Origin of the sequence: Fructobacillus americanaquae, from assembly GCF_024029775.1 — a bacterium.
GTDB lineage: Bacteria > Bacillota > Bacilli > Lactobacillales > Lactobacillaceae > Fructobacillus > Fructobacillus americanaquae.
On sequence record NZ_CP097122.1, the window covers coordinates 526,247 to 546,173 of the forward strand.

At 45.3% G+C, this 19,927-nt stretch carries 15 protein-coding genes; all 15 read right to left on the minus strand.

Annotated elements, in window-relative coordinates; genetic code table 11:
- Nucleotides 1-966 (minus strand): gluconeogenesis factor YvcK family protein, encoded by a 966-nt coding sequence (locus M3M36_RS02435; protein WP_252774268.1) that lies wholly within the window; start codon nt 964-966, stop codon nt 1-3.
- A gap of 81 nt (nt 967-1,047) precedes the next feature.
- The gene (locus M3M36_RS02440) at nt 1,048-1,680 is read right to left on the minus strand and encodes a JAB domain-containing protein (RefSeq protein WP_252774269.1); all 633 of its coding nucleotides are present in this window, start codon (nt 1,678-1,680) and stop codon (nt 1,048-1,050) included.
- Nucleotides 1,681-1,748: 68 nt separating this feature from the next.
- Nucleotides 1,749-3,149, minus strand: coding sequence for an MFS transporter (locus M3M36_RS02445; protein ID WP_252774270.1), 1,401 nt, complete (start codon nt 3,147-3,149; stop codon nt 1,749-1,751).
- A complete protein-coding gene (locus M3M36_RS02450) occupies nt 3,131-4,339 on the minus strand; it encodes a bifunctional folylpolyglutamate synthase/dihydrofolate synthase (RefSeq protein ID WP_252774271.1) in 1,209 nt (402 codons plus the stop codon). Before M3M36_RS02450 ends, M3M36_RS02445 begins: the two co-directional genes overlap by 19 nt.
- A gap of 299 nt (nt 4,340-4,638) precedes the next feature.
- Nucleotides 4,639-6,189: a degradosome RNA helicase CshA gene (cshA, locus tag M3M36_RS02455; RefSeq protein ID WP_274705193.1), complete on the minus strand. Its 1,551-nt coding sequence runs from the start codon at nt 6,187-6,189 to the stop codon at nt 4,639-4,641.
- Nucleotides 6,190-6,317: 128 nt separating this feature from the next.
- The gene (locus tag M3M36_RS02460) at nt 6,318-7,496 is read right to left on the minus strand and encodes a serine hydrolase domain-containing protein (RefSeq protein ID WP_252774272.1); all 1,179 of its coding nucleotides are present in this window, start codon (nt 7,494-7,496) and stop codon (nt 6,318-6,320) included.
- The gene (locus tag M3M36_RS02465; protein WP_252774273.1) at nt 7,489-8,853 is read right to left on the minus strand and encodes a UDP-N-acetylmuramoyl-tripeptide--D-alanyl-D-alanine ligase; all 1,365 of its coding nucleotides are present in this window, start codon (nt 8,851-8,853) and stop codon (nt 7,489-7,491) included. Before M3M36_RS02465 ends, M3M36_RS02460 begins: the two co-directional genes overlap by 8 nt.
- A 130-nt stretch (nt 8,854-8,983) precedes the next feature.
- On the minus strand, nt 8,984-10,372 hold the full coding sequence (gene rlmD / locus M3M36_RS02470; RefSeq protein WP_252774412.1) for a 23S rRNA (uracil(1939)-C(5))-methyltransferase RlmD: 1,389 nt from the start codon (nt 10,370-10,372) through the stop codon (nt 8,984-8,986).
- A 103-nt stretch (nt 10,373-10,475) separates the two neighbouring features.
- On the minus strand, nt 10,476-10,736 hold the full coding sequence (locus M3M36_RS02475; RefSeq protein WP_047974287.1) for a type B 50S ribosomal protein L31: 261 nt from the start codon (nt 10,734-10,736) through the stop codon (nt 10,476-10,478).
- 87 nt (nt 10,737-10,823) lie between these two features.
- Nucleotides 10,824-12,110 carry a UDP-N-acetylglucosamine 1-carboxyvinyltransferase gene (locus M3M36_RS02480; protein ID WP_252774274.1) on the minus strand — a complete coding sequence of 429 codons (1,287 nt, stop codon included), beginning with the start codon at nt 12,108-12,110 and terminating at the stop codon, nt 10,824-10,826.
- Between the two features lie 69 nt (nt 12,111-12,179).
- Complete coding sequence (pheT, locus tag M3M36_RS02485; protein ID WP_252774275.1) at nt 12,180-14,636, minus strand: phenylalanine--tRNA ligase subunit beta; 2,457 nt, start codon at nt 14,634-14,636, stop codon at nt 12,180-12,182.
- A gap of 2 nt (nt 14,637-14,638) precedes the next feature.
- Entirely contained in the window at nt 14,639-15,688 is a 1,050-nt protein-coding gene (gene pheS, locus M3M36_RS02490) for a phenylalanine--tRNA ligase subunit alpha (protein WP_252774276.1), read from the minus strand.
- Nucleotides 15,689-16,009: 321 nt separating this feature from the next.
- Nucleotides 16,010-16,942: a phosphoglycerate dehydrogenase gene (locus M3M36_RS02495; RefSeq protein ID WP_252774277.1), complete on the minus strand. Its 933-nt coding sequence runs from the start codon at nt 16,940-16,942 to the stop codon at nt 16,010-16,012.
- Nucleotides 16,943-16,961: 19 nt separating this feature from the next.
- On the minus strand, nt 16,962-18,755 hold the full coding sequence (gene pepF, locus M3M36_RS02500; protein ID WP_252774278.1) for an oligoendopeptidase F: 1,794 nt from the start codon (nt 18,753-18,755) through the stop codon (nt 16,962-16,964).
- A 76-nt stretch (nt 18,756-18,831) separates the two neighbouring features.
- On the minus strand, nt 18,832-19,902 hold the full coding sequence (locus tag M3M36_RS02505; RefSeq protein ID WP_252774279.1) for a competence protein CoiA: 1,071 nt from the start codon (nt 19,900-19,902) through the stop codon (nt 18,832-18,834).
- Nucleotides 19,903-19,927: the final 25 nt, after the last annotated feature.

Below are 19,927 nucleotides of genomic sequence, written 5' to 3' on the forward strand. Positions count from 1 at the left end.
TTACTCCTTTGTTAGTGAAACCAATACGTCGGCCACTTTGTCCCCATCATGAAAGGCACCAGCATCACGCAAAGCCAAAAAATCCTTGGAGATACTTTGGGCACCCTCTTGTCGAATTTTGTCCGGGTCTTGGACAACTTGCTTTGAAATTTCACCCCACTTTTGGTAGTCAACAAAATCTGCCGGCACCTCTTGATTATTGGTTAAAACAAAATCAACCAGATTTTGCCCTAAATGACGGTTGAGAACAGCCAAATGTTCAGCGTCGGTGTAAGAATCCGTTTCCCCTTTTTGGGTCATAATATTAGCAATATAGACCTGCTTAGCACTGGTCGCTTGCAACGCCTCTTTAATCCCGGGAACAACAATGTTAGGCAAAATTGACGTAAAGAGTGATCCTGGCCCAAAGACAATTAAATCAGCTGCTAGAATAGCTTCAATTGCCTCAGGACAAGCTACTATTTCTTTTTCTGCTTGGCTTGGCTCTACCCAGACATGATTTAAAGCCTGGTGAGCAGCAGTTATGGCAGCCTCGCCCTCCAAAAACTGACCATTTTTTGTCTGAGCATGTAAAATTAATGGCTGCTTCGCAACAGGGTAGACATGACCCTTAATTTTCAAGTAATGAGCCAAACGGGCAATAGCGACCGAAATATCGCCAGTCATTTCTGTTAAAGCGGCAATCAAGAGGTTGCCAACTGCATGTTTTGCCAAAAAAGCATCATTTGTTTTAAAGCGATACTGAAAAAGGTCTAGTAATTCCTGATCACCGGATGACATGGCGACTAAGATATTGCGGATATCCCCAGGTGGAATAATGTTGACATAATCACGCAATAAGCCAGAAGACCCACCATCATCAGCAACCGTTACAATTGCCGTCAAATCAACATCATGCTGGATTAGTGGGCGAATAATCACGGGCAAACCCGAACCCCCACCAATCATCACAATTTTTGCAGTCATCTTTCGATCCTCTCTGGTGCTTATACTAAGAGTATTTTACCATTTTTATGGGTTCGTAATGAAAGGGAAAATCAGAAATTTCTAAACAAAATCGGTAGTTTCATCAATTTCGCCTCCCAACAATTGAGCGTTTTCTTGCATCGACCAATAGCCGTCATTAGTCACAATAAAAGCATCAAGGAGTGGCAAGCTTAAGTCCTGCCCTAGCTGATATAGTCGCTTAGTAAATTGCTTGTCTTGAACTGAAGGTCGTAAGTTCCCCGACGGATGGTTATGAGCAATGATAATGGCATAGGCATTGGCTAATAGGGCTCGTTGAAAAATTTCGCGCGGTGAAGCAGCCACCTCAGTCAGGGTACCGACAAAGACGACTTCCCAACCAATTACGTCTAATTGTGTATTCAAAAGAGCCAAAAAAAGTTGTTCTTGCTTTAAGAGGCCTAATTTTTCCTTTGCAAAAGCGCCAACCATGTTGGAATGTCGGGCAGAAAGTAAGATTGGTCTTCGTTCCGACAAAAAAGCCACACCTAAGTGCATCGCGATTAACAACGCCCGGTTCGGTCCAGGATTTTCAGCGATAAAATCAGTCTTTGTCTCATAATCGAGTTCCCAAAAAAAATATTTTTCAGGAAAATACAGCTGAAAAATCTCACTATTCTTTTGGCCGTTCTCACCAATAGCCTCGTAAAAATTAAAAACCTGATTTTTCATCATATTGCAATTCTCCTTCAAGCAATCAGACGAAAAAACCAGGTTAAAATTATCAAAAAAGCAAAACGGCTCTAATCCTTAATGACCATTGGGCCATCACCGGCACCTTTCATGACCTTCATCGACAGATAAACAGCCAAAGCAATTAGGATGACATCAAAACGATAAGTCCACTGAATACCATTCAATGTTGCTGCAGACATATTCGTTGCACCCTTTTGGAAAATTGAAATAATCGAAGCAGCCAAGGCGATTCCAACAGCGGCTGAGTAATTGTTAACCGCTGAAAAAATCGAGTTACCAGCACTATGAAATGCTCGGTCGAGATGTGAAATGGCATTGGTCATATTGTTTCCAAACCAGAAACCACCACCTAACTGGGTAATCACAAAGGCAATCGTCATCGACCAAACGGTAAATGGTACCAAGACAATCCATACCATACCAAGGACAATGAATCCTAGACCAATCGCATTCGGCAGTTTAGGACCAAAGCGATCATACAAGTTTCCAGAGATAATCGACATAATGGCAAAACCAATAGCACCAGGGAAAAGAGACAGACCCGCAACGCTTGAACTTTGCTTCAAAACTAACTGTAGCCCCATTGGAATTGCGTAGTTAAAGGTTAAGTTGACAACCTGAATTAAGACGGCCGCTAAGACTGCCTGGCGAAACATTGGCAGTGCAAACATCTTTGGTGAAAGTAGTGGCTCCGCTTCTTTTTGAGCATAGAAATAATATCCGAAGATACCAATTAACATCACTGCTAATGCCGTCAAGCTCAAAATATTGAAAAGACCATGACCAGACAAGCGGTCAACCGTGATTAAACCGCCAACAAAGAAGCAGGATAACAATAGCCAACCAATCAAATCAAAGCGGGCTTTCTTCAGCGGATCAATTTGCTGAATGGTAAACCAACCAACGATTAGGGCAAAGAGTTGGATTGGCAAAACCACCCAGAAAATCATGTGCCAACCGTAATAGGCCGTTAAGAAGCCACCAAAGGCTGGGCCCAAAGCCGGCGAAAAGGAAACAATTAAAGAGGCTAAACCAATCATCGTCCCCCGCCGGTTATCAGGAACCTGCTCAAAGACCACATTGTTCATTAGTGGTAGACCAACACCGGCACCAACTCCCTGCAACAGGCGGCCAAAAAGAATGAGGCCAAACTGGTTAGAGGTTGCATCAATGAAAATTCCAATCAATGACACAACCCCGGCCACCATAAACTGAGATCGGTTACTAAAGCGGGCCTTGAGCCAAGGCGACATAATGACAATCATGGATGTCAATAAAATCACCCCGGAGGTCAACCACTGGACCGTTGCTGAATCAACATGTAATTGTTTCATCAAGGCTGGGAAGGAAACGTTCAAAGCTGTTTCCAACATAATATCCGTAAACCCAAGTAAGGCAATCGCCAAAATACTCAAGATTAGTCGTGGGCTTAAGACTTTTTCTGGCATAATTTTCTCCTAACATCACTAATAAAATACAAAGAACCTGTAATCACAACAGTTTGCTGCAGATTTTCACTGAAGGCCTGGTCCAATGAATCATACCAAATCAGGTCCTGATTTGCTAAGTTCATCTGGTCTTTTTGTAGGCCAGGTCGGCCGGCAACGCCATCAAATGTCACCAAAGCCAACGTAATCTGCGGGTCTTGTTCAAGTTCCAAGAAAGCTAAATCAACATTTTTATCGGCCAAAGATCCAATAATAACTGTCACAGGACCTACCAGATTTTCCTTAATTGACTGATGCAAGGCCTGAATACCAGCCTGGTTATGGGCTCCATCTAAATAAATCTTTGGCTGAATTTGTTCAAAGCGTCCGGCCAAAAAAGTCCGATTCAAGCCTGCTTGAATCACTTCATCTTGCAAATCAGGTCGCCAAGTTTTCAGTGCTAACACTGCGGTCGCTGTATTGTCGGCTTGAAAGCTCCCCGGCAAAGCTGACTGGAAAGGCCCAACCTGCGCCACCAATACTGGACTGCCCATCTCTTGGGCTTGAGCTTCAATCACTTCTTTCGCTTCAGCTGTGACCCCTGGGCCAATCACCGTTTTTGCTCCCGGCTTGATAATTCCGGCTTTTTGACCAGCGATGGCTGCGATTGTGTCACCAAGCATTGCCTGGTGATCCAAAGCCACAGTCGTTATGACGGCAACCTTGGTTGTCTTTAAAATATTGGTCGAATCAAAACGGCCCCCAATCCCAACTTCAACTACAGCCAAATCCAGGTCTTGATCGGCAAAGTAGAGGAACATAATAGCCGTCACAACTTCAAATTCAGTTGGTGTCAGCTGACCCGCAGATGCCTGCTCTACTTGGTCAGTTGCTTTCTGAACTTGACCAGTATAAAAAATCAAATCAGCCGGTGTGATTAGTTCGCCATTGATTTGAAACCGTTCCCGAAAGTCAGTCATAAATGGCGACGTAAAAGTTCCAACACGCAGACCAGCTGCCTGAGCAACAACAGTCACCATGGTTGCAACTGAACCCTTGCCATTCGTGCCAGTAATATGAATGGTTTCCGGCAGATGATCTTCGGGATGATCCAAAGCCGTCATCAGGGCCTCTAAGCGGGTGAAGCTATCTTTTTTACCAGCTTTTGGCCGGCCATGAATATAGGCCAAGGCCTCTTCAATTCTCTGCACTAACGGTTCTCCCAACTATAGTTCTAATATCCATTATAACGAGATAAAGGCAAAAAAACTGCTTGATTATGATTTGAACCCCAAAATTAGGATATCTCATTGGATAGCCTTGAAGAATCAGTTTGGCACCACTATCCTGATTGCACCAAAGATGATCACTAGTAATTTTTCCTTCTTTCTGATTATTTGGTCATAGAAAACCCCGAAATTTGTTTGTCAAAATTTCGGGGTTCATCACGATGACAGAAGGTTTTACACTTTGTAAGCCATAAAACCGACCGATTTGTATTGTATCTATTTTAGTCTTTTTCGCGAACAGTAAAGTCACGACGGCGGCGATTGCCACCACCTTGATGTCCACCACGGTTATCGCGGTTTTCAGAATGTGAACGGTTCCCACCACGGTAACCGCCACCATTACCATTACGACGACCACCGCCATTGCCGCGATAGCCACCACCATTACCATTTGAACGGCGGTTCCCACCACGGTAGCCACCACGACGTGATGATGAACCACCCTTGCGACGAGGCAAAGGACGTTCACGTGACAAAACAACTGGCGCGTTTTGCTTATCCAACCCAGCCACAGCAGCCAACAAACCAGCAGCCAATTGTTCAGCTGTGAATTGCGACGTCATTTGGTTAACTTGTTCTTGCAATTCAGCGGGGTTCAAGCCTTTAATTGTTGCGGCTGCGGTATCAATGGCCCCGTTAATTCGACCAATCCGGGCTTCCTTCAATGTTGCTGGTTGCAATGGCGTCATACGCTTCTTCGTTAATTCTTCAACAGCACGCAAGTAATCCATTTCATTTGGTGCAACCAATGTTACTGAAACACCTTCGGCACCGGCACGACCAGTACGGCCAATACGGTGAACATATGATTCTGGATCTTGTGGAATATCAAAGTTATAAACGTGACTCACGTCCTTAACATCCAACCCACGAGCAGCAACATCGGTTGCAACCAAGAGGTTAATTTCATGGGCCTTAAATTGGTCCAAGACACGTGAACGCATTTGTTGTGTCAAATCACCGTGTAAACCAGCGGCACGGTATCCCCGGGCTTCCAATCCACGGGCCAATTCTTCTACTCGACGCTTTGTCCGACCAAAGACAATCCCCAAGAATGGTTCTTGAATATCGATTGTCCGAGTCAGGGCATCAAACTTTTCTTCGTGACGAACACGAATGAAGTATTGATCAACCAAATCAGTTGTCAATTGCTTAGCCTTGATTTGGATATATTCAGGATTAGTCATAAACTTCATCCCGATTCGCTTGATAGCTTCAGGCATTGTTGCCGAGAACAACAATGTCTGACGGTGGTCAGGAACTTGAGCGATGATGGCCTCAATGTCATCCAAAAAGCCCATGTTCAACATTTCATCGGCTTCATCCAAAACCAATGTCTTCACACCGAAAAGCTTGGCAGTCTTACGGTTAATATGGTCCAACAAACGACCCGGAGTTCCAACTAAAATTTGTGGATGGGACTTCAAGCCCTTAATTTGTGGGCGGATATCGGCACCACCGAAGACCACTTGAACGTTGACTGACTTGTCAGAACCAAGCTTCTTCAATTCTTCAGCAGTCTGGATTGCTAATTCTCGTGTCGGTGAGATGATCACGGCTTGGATGTTTTGATCATTCAAGTCGATGTTTTCCAAGATTGGCAAACCAAAAGCGGCTGTCTTACCAGTTCCTGTTTGAGCTTGACCGATAACATCCTTACCAGCTAAGGTCAAAGGAATTGTTTTTTCTTGGATGGGGGTTGCTTCAACGTAGCCGTGGGCTTCGATTGACTGCAAAATGGCTTGTGACAAGCCGAGTTCATTAAACTTCAAAATTATCTCCTTTTTGCGCACTGGGTCAGCGCGCCCTGACTCATTTCTGAGCCGTTTCCATCATAACGTGCCACCAGCACGTCAAAAATACGCCAAGCAGTTTATAGTCTAGCTGGGCTGACTAGTGTTTAGGAAGGAACCTTCGTTCCTGTTAACTTCTCATATAGGTCATGTGAGAGACCCTCAAAGCTGTGACCATGGTAATACTGATTTGCCAATAAAAGCACAGCGTCCTGGCTATTCTTGCCCAAAACAACGGACGGCTCAAAACCATTAAAAATCCCATGAGAGGTATAAATATTACCATAGCGGTAAAGACCTGAGACATAGTGAGCCGGCAAGTGCTGGACTAAAAGAGCCATTGGGTTTTGGAAGAAAGCACCATGGAAGAAGAGCCAATAAGCCCGGTAAAGCATCCCAGCTGACATTGCCAGGTTCCCAGTTCCAGTCTCTCGCTCATTTTCAACCTTAGTAACACCGGTTGGACTGGTGAGATCCTTTTGATAACCTAAGGCAGCCTGATGATCCTCTGCAAACCGTGTATAATCATCAATTCCGAGCTCGTACTGCTTGTTATAGTAGTCTTTAACCATTTTGTCAAAGGACTGACCCGAAATTTTCATTAAAATACCAGCCAACAATCGGTAATTAACCGGCTGATACGACCAACCAGCACCAGAACCAATCGCCACTCCGGTTTCCTGCGTATTATCGGCCGAGAACTGAGCATTATCTTGGTCAGAAGTAAAAGTCGTGGGTTGCAACTTTTGCTGCAAAGAAGAGGTCATCGTCAATAAGTCGCGAATCGAAATCTGATCAGCATTGGCAATGTTGGGGTAAAACTGACTCAAGTGGTCATCATAGGAAAGCTTCTTTTCAGAAACCGCCTGACCGACTAAAACAGCTGTCAAAAATTTAGCGGAAGAAGCAATATGATAAACCGTTTGGGCACTGTTGGGCATCTGCTGACTATAATTAGCAAATCCATAACCCTGGTTTAAAATAATTTTGCCATCCTTAATGACTAAGGCTGTTCCAGTAAAATCTGCACTCTTTAATTTCTGGTCAATTGCTTGAGCAGTCTGATTTTGCGGACCAATGTCTTTTTTTAAATTTTTAACATTATCGGCCGAAAATATTTTTTGTTTAGACAAAATCGCTTGTGGACTAGCCTTAGTTAACTTTGCTAAACCAATTGCTCCCCCAATAAAAAGAATAATCAAGATAATCGTTGACAAAGCTAGCCAATGATCCCGATACCAGAGTGTTTTTACTTTTTCTGGAAAAAGATCAACCCGTTTAAGCATGGCTTCCACCCTGCTTGCCTTGATCAGCAACCAAATAGTCCACCACCTTTTCCAAGTGGATGCCATGACTGGCCTTCAAGAAGACACAATCATTGGCACTAAGGTTTTTTGTCAAATCAGTCATGAGTGCTGCCAACTGGTCCGTTTGATATAAGTGAACCTGCTCAGATAACAACGTTTCCTGCAACGCTGTTCCTAGGTTTTCCACCATCAAAGGGCCAACCAGGTAAACGGCTTTTGGTTGTGCCTGCAAGACGGCTTCCTTTAAGTCAGCGTGGAGAGCCGGTGCCGCTTCACCAAGTTCAAGCATATCGCCAAGAACTAAGACTAAATTTTCAGTATGATCCTTTGCCAACGCTGTCAAAACTTCTTTGGTGGCCGTTGGATTGGCGTTATAAACATCCGAAATGACCATTGCCCCATTAGCTGCTGTCAGTAACTGGGTGCGGTTTTTCGTTAACGCAAAATTTTTCAAGGCTAAAGCAATCGTTTGGAGGTCCAAACCGAAAGCTTGGCCAACACGAATTGCCGCCAAGGCATTCCTAACATTATAACGGCCCAGGAGCGGAATTGCAAATTCTTGACCCTGATCACTAAATTTTGTCTCCTGTAACGTCTCGACACAGTCATTTGGTTCCGGCCCAAAACTAACCGTCTTGGCTGGCAACCCTTTGGCGTCCTGCAAGAGTGGCTCATCTGTTGGAATCAACAATTCCCCATTCGGCTTTAGGCCAGCAATAATTTCCAACTTGGCTTTGGCAATGTTAGCTCGTGTCTTAAAGAATTGAAGATGAGCCTCACCAATCATGGTAATGACGGCCAAATCAGGTTGAGCCAATGTTGACAAAGCCGTCAACTGACCCGGGCGGTCCATGCCCATCTCCAAGACCAAAACCTCAGTTGTCTCTGGCATCGTCAAAATGGTCACCGGCAGACCAATTTCATTATTAAAATTAGCCGGCGTCTTAAAGGTTTGATACTTCGTAGCTAAAATCGCAGCAACCATGTCCTTGGTGGTCGTTTTTCCATTCGAACCAGTAATGGCAACGACCTTTGGCTGAACCGTTTGCAGGTAAAACTTTGCTAATGCCTGCAGGCCCACCAAGGTATCGTCAACCACTACCGCTGGTACAGTCCCATCAATAACATGTTGTGTCTGTGCTAGAACACCGGTTGCCCCATTTTTGAGTGCCTGGCCAATATAATCATGGCCATCTTGATCACCAACTAGGGCAACAAACAGGTCCCCGGCTTTGACCTGGCGGGAATCAAAGGCAACACCCGTCACCATTTGATTGGCCGGTCCCTGTAGACTACCCTTAGTTGCTTGTGCGATTGTCTGTAATGAAAGGTTCATAGCAATTAATTTCCTTGTTTAGTAAAAATTTGGGTGACGCTTAGTTTTATTTATAAACAACCATCTTCTGATATCAATGGTACGTAATCTTAATGCCTTATAAACAACCATCATCTGTTTTAAATAGCACTTAGTTTTCGTTCTTTTGTAAAACGGTAATCGTCTCAATATGGGCAGTTTGAGGAAATTGGTCCACCGGAACAACCGGCCCCTTAATCTCGTAACCCAAGTCTTGAAACAAGGCGACATCGCGGGCAGCAGTCACAGGGTTACAAGAAACGTAAACCACGCGCTCAGGACCCATTTCAGCAGTTTTTTCAATTAACTTTGGCGTCAACCCCCGTCGTGGTGGGTCAACAAAGACAACGTCTGGTTGAAACCCTTGCTTTTGCCAATCTTCAAACTGATCCGGGGCATCGCGCTCAATGTAACTGGCATTGTCAATCTGATTTAATGCCAAATTCTTCTTAGCATCCAGTACTGCTCCTGGTACGACCTCAACACCAATCACTTCCTTGACACGGTCGGCGACTGAAATTCCAATTGTTCCAATCCCCGCATAGGCATCAATGACGACATCCGTCGGCTTCAAATCAGCCAAGTCAGCTGCCTTTTGATACAGCTTTTCTGTCATTACCGGGTTAACTTGATAAAAGGAATTTGGGCCAATTAAGAACTTTTTCCCAAGCAATGTATCTTCAATGACCGCCTGTCCAAAGAGAACACGGTTGTTGGCGCTTAATTGGACATAATCTTTTTTGGGTGCAAAGTTTAAGATTAGGGATGTCAAATCGGGCAAGGCAGCCACAATATCATCGACGAGTCCCGCCTCATCAGACAAGGCATCCTCATTGGTCACCAAAACCACCATTAACTGTTGGCTATAATAGCCTCGGCGAACCATCACATAACGAATGGCCCCCTTTTCTTGGTCCGGATCATAGGCAGAGATACCTCGTTTAGCAAGAATCTCACGGACGATGATAATCACTTGGTCTACCCTGGCATCATTGACATAGTAGTCTTCCATCGGTACCAAATGGTGACTACCCCGTTGATAAAAGCCGGATAAAAGCTGCCCATCCTGCCACTTAAGGGGAACAACTGTTTTGTTGCGGTAGTAAGTTGGCGTTGTGTCCATCGTAATCGGATCAGCAACAGTCACTTGCAGACCAGCATCGTGAAATTTTTTTTGCACGATCTGTTGTTTAAATGCCTTTTGATTGGCATAGGCCCAGTTGACCAAGGGCGCCGTCCCGGCCTCAACCAAATATTGCCGGTCCTGATTTTTGCGTCCAGTACTCGCTTTAGCCCATGCCAAAATTTTTCCATAGGCGGAATACTTATCCACCTGGATAATTTCAATTTGAACTTCCTCACCAAGCATGGCATCAGCTAAATAAATCGGATACTCGGAAAAGCCAGCTAAAAAGGCCATCCCCATCCCATTTTGGCGAATTTCTTTGATAGTGACCGTCAACTTTTCATGTAATTTAACAGGTACGATTGTCTTTGCCATCATGCCTCCAACACTCTGCTTGGTGCTAACTCACCGCCAACAAATGCTTTTTCCACAAGCCAAGAAAAAACGCCCACCGAGGTGAGCGTTTTTATCCAACAACTTAGTCGTTGTTCTTGAAGCCGAAGTTAGCAAACTTCTTGTTAAACTTGTCAACCGCACCATCAGCTTGAGTAAACTTCTGCTTACCAGTGTAGAATGGGTGTGAATCTGAAGTGATTTCCATACGTACTGATGGATATTCTTGACCTTCAAAATCAGTAGTTGTGTCAGTTGCAACAACAGATGCTGACAAGAACTTCTTACCAGTTGCGGCATCAATAAAGACAACTGGACGGTAATCTGGATGGATTTCTTTTTTCATGAGTATCTCCTTAGCGCCCTGATTTTATTAAATCAGAGTCAGTTATTAACTTAACTATTTTATCACAGCGATATTATCCATGCAAGGTTAAGGCATCAAGTTAATTAAATCAACACCTTCAATTGTTAAATCAACGCCCAAAGAAGCTAATTTATCAGCCAAGCGGTCGTAACCTCGCAAAATATGAGTGGCGTTTTCAATCACGGTTTGACCATCGGCCATAATCCCGGCAATGACCAAGGCGGCGCCTGCACGAATCTCAGCCGCTTCCACCGTTGCGCCAACTAAACGTTCAGAATGGTTGACCTTGATTTCACCTGGGTTTAATGACGATAACTCTGCACCCATCCGTCGCAATTCGGCAATATGCTTATTACGCATTGGATAGATGGTCTCAGTAATCGTGCTTTCGCCTTCAGCTAAAAACAAAAGTGGTGTGATCGGTTGTTGCAAATCAGTCGCAAAACCAGGATATGGCATCGTCTTAATGGCAACAGGCTTCAAATCATGGCTTGGCCCAATAAAGACTGAATCCTCACCGATCTGCATATCAACACCCATTTCCAACAACTTTGAAGTGTAGGACTCCAAGTGTTCTGGAATGACGTTTTTGATGGTGACACCATCACCAAAGGCCGCAGCCATGGCCATGTACGTGCCCGCCTCAATCCGATCGGGAATCACTGTGTGGGTATTACGCGCTTCCAAGCGGTCAACACCTGTGATGCGAATCGTATCGGTTCCAGCGCCACGGATATTGGCCCCCATGTTGTTCAAGAAAGTCGCAATATCGATAATTTCCGGTTCCTTGGCCACGTTTTCAATAATCGTCTGCCCCTTAGCCCTTACGGCAGCCAAAATAATATTGATAGTAGCCCCAACAGAAACCGTATCAAGAGTTACCCGCGCCCCTGTCAAGCCGTGGGCAGTTGCGTCAAGGGTAATCACATCACCAACTTCAGTCACCGTTGCACCCAATGCTTCAAAGCCTTTAATGTGCTGATCGATTGGTCGTGATCCGAGGTTATCACCACCAGGAAAAGTCACCGTTGCTCGACCAAAGCGGCCCAGCAACGCTCCCATGAAGTAATAAGAGGCCCGCAATGATTTAATGGCCGTTGAAGGCAATTCAGATTCCGTGATTGTGGTTGGATCAATCGAAAGATCACCATTCGCGAAATTAGAACGAACGTTCATCGCAGCGAGAATATACTGTAAGTTTTTAACATCTAAAATTTGTGGAACGTTGTCAAAGTTGACCGGCGTGTCGGCCAGAATTGCGGCGGGAATCAATGCAACCGTTGAGTTCTTAGCTCCGCCAATGGTTACCGCACCTGAAATCTTGTGGCCACCGTTAATAATAATTTTTGCCATAAGGGCTATCCTACTTGTTTTTGGTTTTACCCTAATTATATCGTTTTTGTTACAACATGACAATCAAAATCAGCGGATTTCCGCACCTAATTCCGCTGTCAAAGTTGCCGTCATCTTTTCAAAGGCTGCTGTGACAACCGGTTCAACTAGGGTGTCAGTCTTGTCTTGATAGGTCAACTCATACGCCAACGACTTCTTCCCCACTGGCAGCCCCTGACCCGTATACAAGTCAAAGAAAGTAACATTTTGAAGGTAAGCCCCACCATTTGCTTTAATCACGTCAAAGACCTGCTGTTGGTCGATACTGTCATCAACCAAGACAGCCAAATCACGACTAATCTGTGGATACTTTGAAACAGGTTGATAAGCAACCGGTGCCTGTGAATGAGCAATGACTGCTTCCAGGTCAATTTCAAAGGCAAAGACTGCCGGCAACTTGGCATTCGCCAAAACAGCCGGATGAATTTGACCAACAAAGCCAAGGTAAGTTGAACCAAGATAAACATCTGCCGTCTGCCCCGGATGCATGGCTTCATGTTGTGAACTTTGTTCAAAGCGAACTGCATTTGAATCAAGGCCAATCGTTTGTAAATACACCTCTAGCCGACCCTTGATATCATAAAAATCAGCAGTCTCATCTTTTTCACCCGTTTGCCAGCTCGATTCAGCCACATTGCCGACCAAAACACCGGCTAAGTGCTCACGTTCTTCCGGCTGCACGTTTTCGCCTTGCGCCAAGAAAATTCGTCCCTGCTCGTAGAGGGCAATGTCCTTAATCGAGCGAGCCACGTTATAGGCCACGTCATCCAACAAACCAGACACAAGATTTTGTCGAATAGTCGTCCGATCCGATGACATTGGGTAGTCCAAGGCCACCACAGCCCGGTTTCGATCCAAATTAAAAGCTGTTGCTTTTTCAGGTGTTGTCAAGACATAGGAAATGGCCTGATCAAATCCGAGACTTTCCATAATTTCTCGACTAGCACGAATCTTCTTTTGTCGTGGTGTCAAATCACCAGGTGTACTTTGCCCTGCAACCAAAGCCGTTGGTAGGTTGTCATAACCGTAAAGACGGCCAACCTCTTCAATCAAATCAGCTGGAATCGTCAAATCCGTCCGGCGACCCGGAATGGTTACTGTGTACTGACCAGTTTTTTCATCGATTGGTAGCGCCAAGCGATTGAAAATAGCAGAAATTGTTGCCACTGACAAATCCGTTCCCAAAATTTGATTGATTCGATCCCGACCGATAGTAATCGTTTCTGGTGCCCGGTAAGCAAAGCCAAACTTGCTCAAACCAACAACAATCTTCCCCTTGGTCAACAAAGCCATTTCAGCAGACACTTGATCCAGAACTTCAAGAGTTTGATCCAAGTCAATTCCTCGTTCAAACCGGAAAGAAGACTCTGATCGCAGGTTATGACGGCGAGCACTTTGCCGCAAAAGACTTGGGTTAAACTGACCAGCTTCAACAACGACCTTCGTTGTATCAGCTGTCACTGCAACTGCTGGATTCGTGGCAATTCCTGCCAAAGACACAATTTGATCACCGGCCGCAACCACAATATCCTGGCCAGCACGGAGAGCCATCTTTTCTTCTTCTCCTTGAGGTAATGTTTCGCCCTCTTTTGCCAAGCGAACTTCCAACTGCATCGTTGCTAATTTATCCAAGTCATAAACATGCAAAGGTTGTCCCGTCAGCAAGAGCCAATAATTGGCCAAATCAGTAATCTTATTTTCTGGCTTGAAACCTGCATTCCACAGGCGACTTTGCAACCAGAGAGGTGATGGGCTGTTTTTAACTTGCCCCAAAACACGGACTGCATATCCCGTTGCCAAATCAGCGTTTCCGGCAACCGTCACCACGGCATTTGACTCTGATTGATCACTCAAGACAGTTGTCTGGGGTAGCATCACCTTTTGGTTAGTCATGGCAGCCAGTTCATAGGCCATCCCCCGCATCGACAAAAGGTCGGCCCGGTTCGGGGTTAAATCAGTATCAATTATCGGATCCTTGAGGCCCAAAACTGCGAGTGCATCATCTCCAGGCTTGACACCATCTTCTTCTGTGAAAACGTGAATGCCTTGCTCAAAGTCCAGTGGTGCTACAGCGTCGGCTACGCCAATTTCTTGCAAGGCAACCAACATGCCATATGAACTTTCACCACGGAGTTTTGCCTCTTTGATTGTCACCAAGTCGCCACTTTCACGGTCAATAATCTGAGCCCCGACACGGGCCAAAACAACTAACTGCCCCTCAGCCACGTTTGGTGCACCGGTCACGACCTGAATTGTTTCTTGACCATCAAAAACCTGTGTAATCACCATGTGATCAGAATCCGGATGTGGCACAACCGAATCAACTCGGACAACCACAAGACCGGACTGCTTAGCAGCAGCCGTTCCAACGGATTCCAATTCCACACTGGTCAATTCAATTTGCTGTGCCAAATCTAAGACAGCCTGTTCGCTCAAATCAAGTCCTGGCTGTAAGTATTCGTTTAACCATTTTAAGTTGGTCTTCATGATTAGTTTCCCCGCTTATTAAATTGATTCAAGACCCGGACGTCGTTTAAGTAGAATTGCCGAATGTCTTCCACGCCATACTTCAACATGGCAAAACGGTCAGGGCCTAAGCCAAAGGCAAAGGCTGAGTATTCTTTTGGATCAACACCATCCATCTTCAAAACGTTTGGATGGGTCATTCCGGCGCCCAAAACTTCAATCCAACGAATATCTTCTGGCTTGGTATCTTCCGTCACTTCGTTCCAAGAAACGTCAACTTCGACAGATGGTTCCGTAAACGGGAAGTACGATGGACGCAGACGAATTTGGTGCTTTTCACCAAAAAGTTCCTGCATAATTGACAACAATGTCCCCTTCAAATCAGCCATGGTAATATTCTTACCAACAACCAGACCTTCCACTTGGTGGAATTGATGTGAGTGCGTCGCATCATCGGTGTCACGGCGGTAAACCTTCCCCGGTGCAATCATCTTCAATGGTCCCTTAGAAAAGTCATGCTTTTCCAACGCCCGTGACTGCACGGGTGATGTCTGTGTCCGCAGTAAAATTTCTGGTGTCACATAAAAAGTATCCTGCATATCACGAGCTGGGTGATCCTTCGGCAGGTTTTCCCGTTCAAAGTTATACTCATCCGTTTCCACTTCGGGTGAATCGTTTGGGTCATCAATCACTTGGTAGCCCAATCCCAAGAAATGGCTTTCGATTTCATCCATAATCTGTTGCAACACATGCCGATTACCCAACTTGGGCTGTGTTCCCGGCAGTGTTACATCAAGCGTTTCCGCCTGCAACTTGGCATCCATTGCGGCTTTTTCTTGAATAGCCTTCATGGTTGCTAAGCTATCTTGGATTTGTTGGCGAACCTGATTACCGACCTGGCCGACAGCCTTCTTTTCTTCGATTGAAAGGTCCTTCATCGACTTCAAAACTGTCGTGATTTTTCCTTTTTTACCCAGGTAAGCCACCCGAACTTGCTCTAAGTCGGCTCCCGTTACTGCCAAATCGGCCTCAGCTTGCTTAGCAATTGCCTGTAATTCATCAATTAATGTCATTCATCTTCCTCTTTTTCCAAATAAAAAGTCCCTTATGTTGTTCGCACAACATAAGGGACGTAAGAGAACTTCCGCGGTACCACCCAGTTTCTGACCAAAAGGCCAGCACTCTTGGCCGGTATCGGCGGCTTACCGTTGACTGTTAAGCCAAAGTCTCCAGACTGAAATTCGAGGCACCAACAGACGGTCTTACACTAGACACCGCTCGCTTTGCTACTGGCTGACCCCTACTAGGTCCTTCATCGTATTTCTAGTATAACAAAAATCAGGAAAACCGCCTAGCCTGTTTTTGACTAGCCAGTTTCAAAAATTGCGATTGATTTAATCGTTGACTTGGTCTTCAGCAGGTTTGCCCTCGAAAACTGCTAAGACATTTTTAACGGCCGTTTTAGCCACTTCAAAATCCGCTTCCTTGGAGTGCGCTGCCACGTGTGGCAAGACAAAGGCATTTGGCAGGGACAATAATTCGTTATCCGGACTAATTGGCTCCTGGTTAACCACATCCAGTCCTGCAGCAGCAATCTTACCAGATTTTAAGCTAGCAATCATAGCAGCTTCATCAATCACTGGTCCACGACCAACATTGACTACGACCGTACTTGTCTTCATCTGGTCAAAGGCCTTTTGATCAATCAAGCCAGTTGTGCTTGGCGTTGCGGGCAAAGCTGAAACAACAAAATCTGCCTGTTGGAAGATTTCATCGAGGTCAGCCATCCGACCATTGGGAACGTTGCGCTCATGACGCGCATAGGCCAAAACGTGAACACCAAAACCAGTCAATAATTTGGCGATTTCTTGCCCAATATGTCCAAAGCCGATAATGCCAACAATCTTGCCTGAAACTTGCTGGCCACTCTTACCAGCCATATAATTGGCTGCCTTCTTGTCTGTAATGGCATCGTGGCTGGTTTCAAACAAACGACCAGCCATCAACATTAACGTAACCGCTGTTTCAGCAACTGCACCGGCATTAGCACCGGGTGTGTTCGTGACGGCAATGCCACGTTGACTAGCAGCCTGCAAGTCAACGTTATCATAACCAACACCATGACGAGCAATGACCTTCAAGTTGGGGAAACGGTCCATGACCGCGCCGTCAATCTTATACATCATCAAAATGATGCCTACGACTTCATCATCACTGGCAAAATCCTCTGATGTTGCCTGTGGGTTTGAGACGATTTCCAAGCCTGCTCGCTTCAATGGAGCAAGTGCATTTTCATCAATCCCATCAAATACTAAAATTTTCGCCATGATTATTGAAACTCCCTTCTTACTTTGCCTGACCAAGTAATGCCTCAAGCTGATTTAACCGATCTTCAAAGACGGCAAAGGCTTGATCTAAGTATGCGCCTTCTGTCATATCAACGCCAGCCTTGGCAATAACTTCTAATGGACTAGCTGAGTTACCAGCTTTCAAATAGTCCTTATAGCGTTTTGCCTCACCCTTTTCCAAAATGTTTTGGGCCAGTGTTGTGGCAGCCGCTTCACCAGTAGCGTACTGATAAACGTAAAAATTGTAGTAGAAGTGTGGAATTCGTGACCATTCATAAGCAATTTCTGGGTCCTTAGTCAAATCAGGACCATAGAACTTTGAATCCAAGTCGCCATAATAATTGGCCATCGCTTCGGCCGTCAGTGGCTGGCCAGCAGCATCTTGATCATGAATCCAAGCTTCAAAGTCAGCAAATTCCGTTTGACGGAAGACCGTGCCCTTAAAACCGTCTAAGTATTGGTTCAAAACATAGGCTTGAACCTTAGGGTCATCATAAGTCTTCAGCAGGTAGTCCGTCAAGAGGGCCTCATTAGTCGTTGAAGCAATTTCGGCCAAAAAGATTGGATAATCACCATAGTGGTAAGGCTGGTTGTGCCGAGTCAAATAAGAATGAACGGTGTGACCCATTTCGTGTACCAAAGTATAGACGTTATCCAATGTATCCTGCCAGTTCAGCAAGATATAAGGGTTGGTATCGTATGCGCCACCAGAATAGGCACCTGACCGTTTGCCCTTGTTTTCAACAACGTCAATCCAGCGCTCCGCAAAGGCCTTCTTGACTACTGCCAGATAATCATCACCCAATGGTGCTAAGGCTTTTAAGGCGATTTCTTGTGCAGCATCATAGGTAACAGGCAAGTCAACATCATCTGTCAAGGAAACGTACAGGTCGTATGAATGAACTTCTTCCAAGCCCAAGACTTCCTTGCGCAATGAAACGTAACGATGCAAAAGTGGCAGGTTCTTTTCAACACGGTCAGTCAAAGTATCATAAACGGCTGTTGGAATCTGATTAGACAGCACGGCCGCTTCCTTCGCGGATTGGTAGTGACGAGTCTTCGCCAAGAAATTATGTTTCTTAACCGTTGAAGACAACGTTGAAGCGAAAGTATTTTTCAACGACATATAAGCGTCATAAAGGGTCGTAAAGGCCTGCTGCCGTGTTGGCTGGTTCTTAGAACGCAGCATCACGCCGTAGAGGCCGTTCGTCAATTCTGCGACTTCACCGTTTTCCGTGACGACATCACCAAAGTCCATATCGGCGTTGTCCAGCGCCGAGAAAGTTTGTTCAGCCGATGACAAAACAGTTGAGGCACCGGCTAGCAGGGCCTCTTGATCTGCGGGCAGTGTGTGTGCCTTTTCTGAAAGCAAGACATCGAAGAAATGACGGTAAGGCACCAGAGCCTGATCTTCTAGGTAAGTGGCCAAAGTCTGTTCATCAATCGCCAAAACTTCCGGTTGGAAAAAAGCGGTTGCTTGGCTCACAGCGGCTAATAGGTCTTGGGTTTGGGCGTAGACACCAGCATAGTGGTTGTTTGTCGTATCTTCATCATATTTTTGATTGGCATAAACGTAAATCTTTTCAAATGACCGTTCGATTTGCAGATCTGTTTCCAAACCGGCCAACAGAGTCTGGGCAGAATCACCAAGGTGCCCGACATACTGGTCCAAGTCGGCCAAGCTAGCCCTCAAAGCGGCAAAGGCTTCTTCAAAGGCCTGGTCATCTGCAAAGACTGTGGTTAAATCCCAAGTCAGTTTGGCTGGCACTTCTTGTCGTGTGATTTGTCCCATGTAGTTGTTGCCCAAGGCATTGACTTGCTTCAGGCCCCCCTTTTTCTTATATTTTAATCATTTTAACATAGCAATCTCAATCTGCGACAAATTGCAGGAGCTTTATCACTAGAATTTTACTGTCTTGTAAGCAAATGACCCCGCTGGATGCCAAATCAGCATAAGTCGCTTGCAAGATTTTTTCTTGGTCCTGAAAACTGGGATAAAAATACTGCCTTAAACGGGCACTAAGGCTTTTTTCAGAAATCCAATGGCTAAGGCCAACTCTTTCCAACAACAAAACAAGCACTAACCTAAAATGCCAGTTTGGAACTGCTAGGCCAAAGGCTTGTCCTAAAAGACACCAGTCCGGGATTTGGTCAAGACGATGTCCCTGTTCGTAAAGATAATTAATCAAATCAAGGTTAATGCGGCCCTGAACCATCAGCAATGTCAGTTTAGTTCGTTGGTAGAGTAGGTGCTGGGCCAAGTCACTGGTTGGGCCGACTAACCTTATCTGGTTAATTTCTGACGGTAAAGTGAACTGTTTTTCTGGGCGCTTGCCCTTAACTGCACTCAAGAAGGCAGCCCCAAAACCAGTCCGGCTTTCATACTGCAGCTTATGAAAGTCCGTCTTAGAAAAATTAAAGCGGGTTTCAAAGCGCTTCTGCTTAGGTACATAAAAAAATAGCCGACCGTCATCAAGAAATCGACAAGTTAATTCGCCTGACAAACGTCGGTGATAGTAGTCAGGTCCCAAAACCCACATAACCTCTAGTCCGAGACTATGTAGGCCTTGATTGCGTTCTTGCAGACGTTTCTTACCAATTGGTGAACATTGGTACTCGATTGCCAAATCTTTTCCTTGCGATCGTTTCACCAATAAATCAGGGCGCTGACTAATTTGCCTTAAAACAGGTTCGACCACGACCTGATAATCTTTTGCAAAATGTTGGTAAAGCGCCATCTTACCCAAAAGATGATCGATTGTTTCACCTTCTGTAAAGGCATGGCAGCCCGTTTGGACCTGGTGAGCAAAGTGGGCTACATTTTGTTGTCCCTGACGAAGAACAACCGGTTTTTTACAGGCCGGACACTGGTAATTTTCACTTCGATGAGCCAGATTGGCAAAGCAATATTGATTGAATGAATTAATCGCAAGTAACATAAAAAGGGCCTCTCAGTCAGTTAGA

What these genes read in the sequence shown, in the direction of transcription:
- M3M36_RS02435 (WP_252774268.1), bottom strand. Translation starts at nt 966, where the DNA reads ATGACTGCAAAAATTGTGATGATTGGTGGGGGTTCGGGTTTGCCCGTG.
- M3M36_RS02440 (WP_252774269.1), bottom strand. Translation starts at nt 1,680, where the DNA reads ATGATGAAAAATCAGGTTTTTAATTTTTACGAGGCTATTGGTGAGAAC.
- M3M36_RS02445 (WP_252774270.1), bottom strand. Translation starts at nt 3,149, where the DNA reads ATGCCAGAAAAAGTCTTAAGCCCACGACTAATCTTGAGTATTTTGGCG.
- M3M36_RS02460 (WP_252774272.1), bottom strand. Translation starts at nt 7,496, where the DNA reads ATGCTTAAACGGGTTGATCTTTTTCCAGAAAAAGTAAAAACACTCTGG.
- M3M36_RS02465 (WP_252774273.1), bottom strand. Translation starts at nt 8,853, where the DNA reads ATGAACCTTTCATTACAGACAATCGCACAAGCAACTAAGGGTAGTCTA.
- rlmD (WP_252774412.1), bottom strand. Translation starts at nt 10,372, where the DNA reads ATGGCAAAGACAATCGTACCTGTTAAATTACATGAAAAGTTGACGGTC.
- M3M36_RS02475 (WP_047974287.1), bottom strand. Translation starts at nt 10,736, where the DNA reads ATGAAAAAAGAAATCCATCCAGATTACCGTCCAGTTGTCTTTATTGAT.
- M3M36_RS02480 (WP_252774274.1), bottom strand. Translation starts at nt 12,110, where the DNA reads ATGGCAAAAATTATTATTAACGGTGGCCACAAGATTTCAGGTGCGGTA.
- pheT (WP_252774275.1), bottom strand. Translation starts at nt 14,636, where the DNA reads ATGAAGACCAACTTAAAATGGTTAAACGAATACTTACAGCCAGGACTT.
- pheS (WP_252774276.1), bottom strand. Translation starts at nt 15,688, where the DNA reads ATGACATTAATTGATGAATTACAGGCAATTGCTAAGCAAGCTGAGGCC.
- M3M36_RS02495 (WP_252774277.1), bottom strand. Translation starts at nt 16,942, where the DNA reads ATGGCGAAAATTTTAGTATTTGATGGGATTGATGAAAATGCACTTGCT.
- pepF (WP_252774278.1), bottom strand. Translation starts at nt 18,755, where the DNA reads ATGGGACAAATCACACGACAAGAAGTGCCAGCCAAACTGACTTGGGAT.
- M3M36_RS02505 (WP_252774279.1), bottom strand. Translation starts at nt 19,902, where the DNA reads ATGTTACTTGCGATTAATTCATTCAATCAATATTGCTTTGCCAATCTG.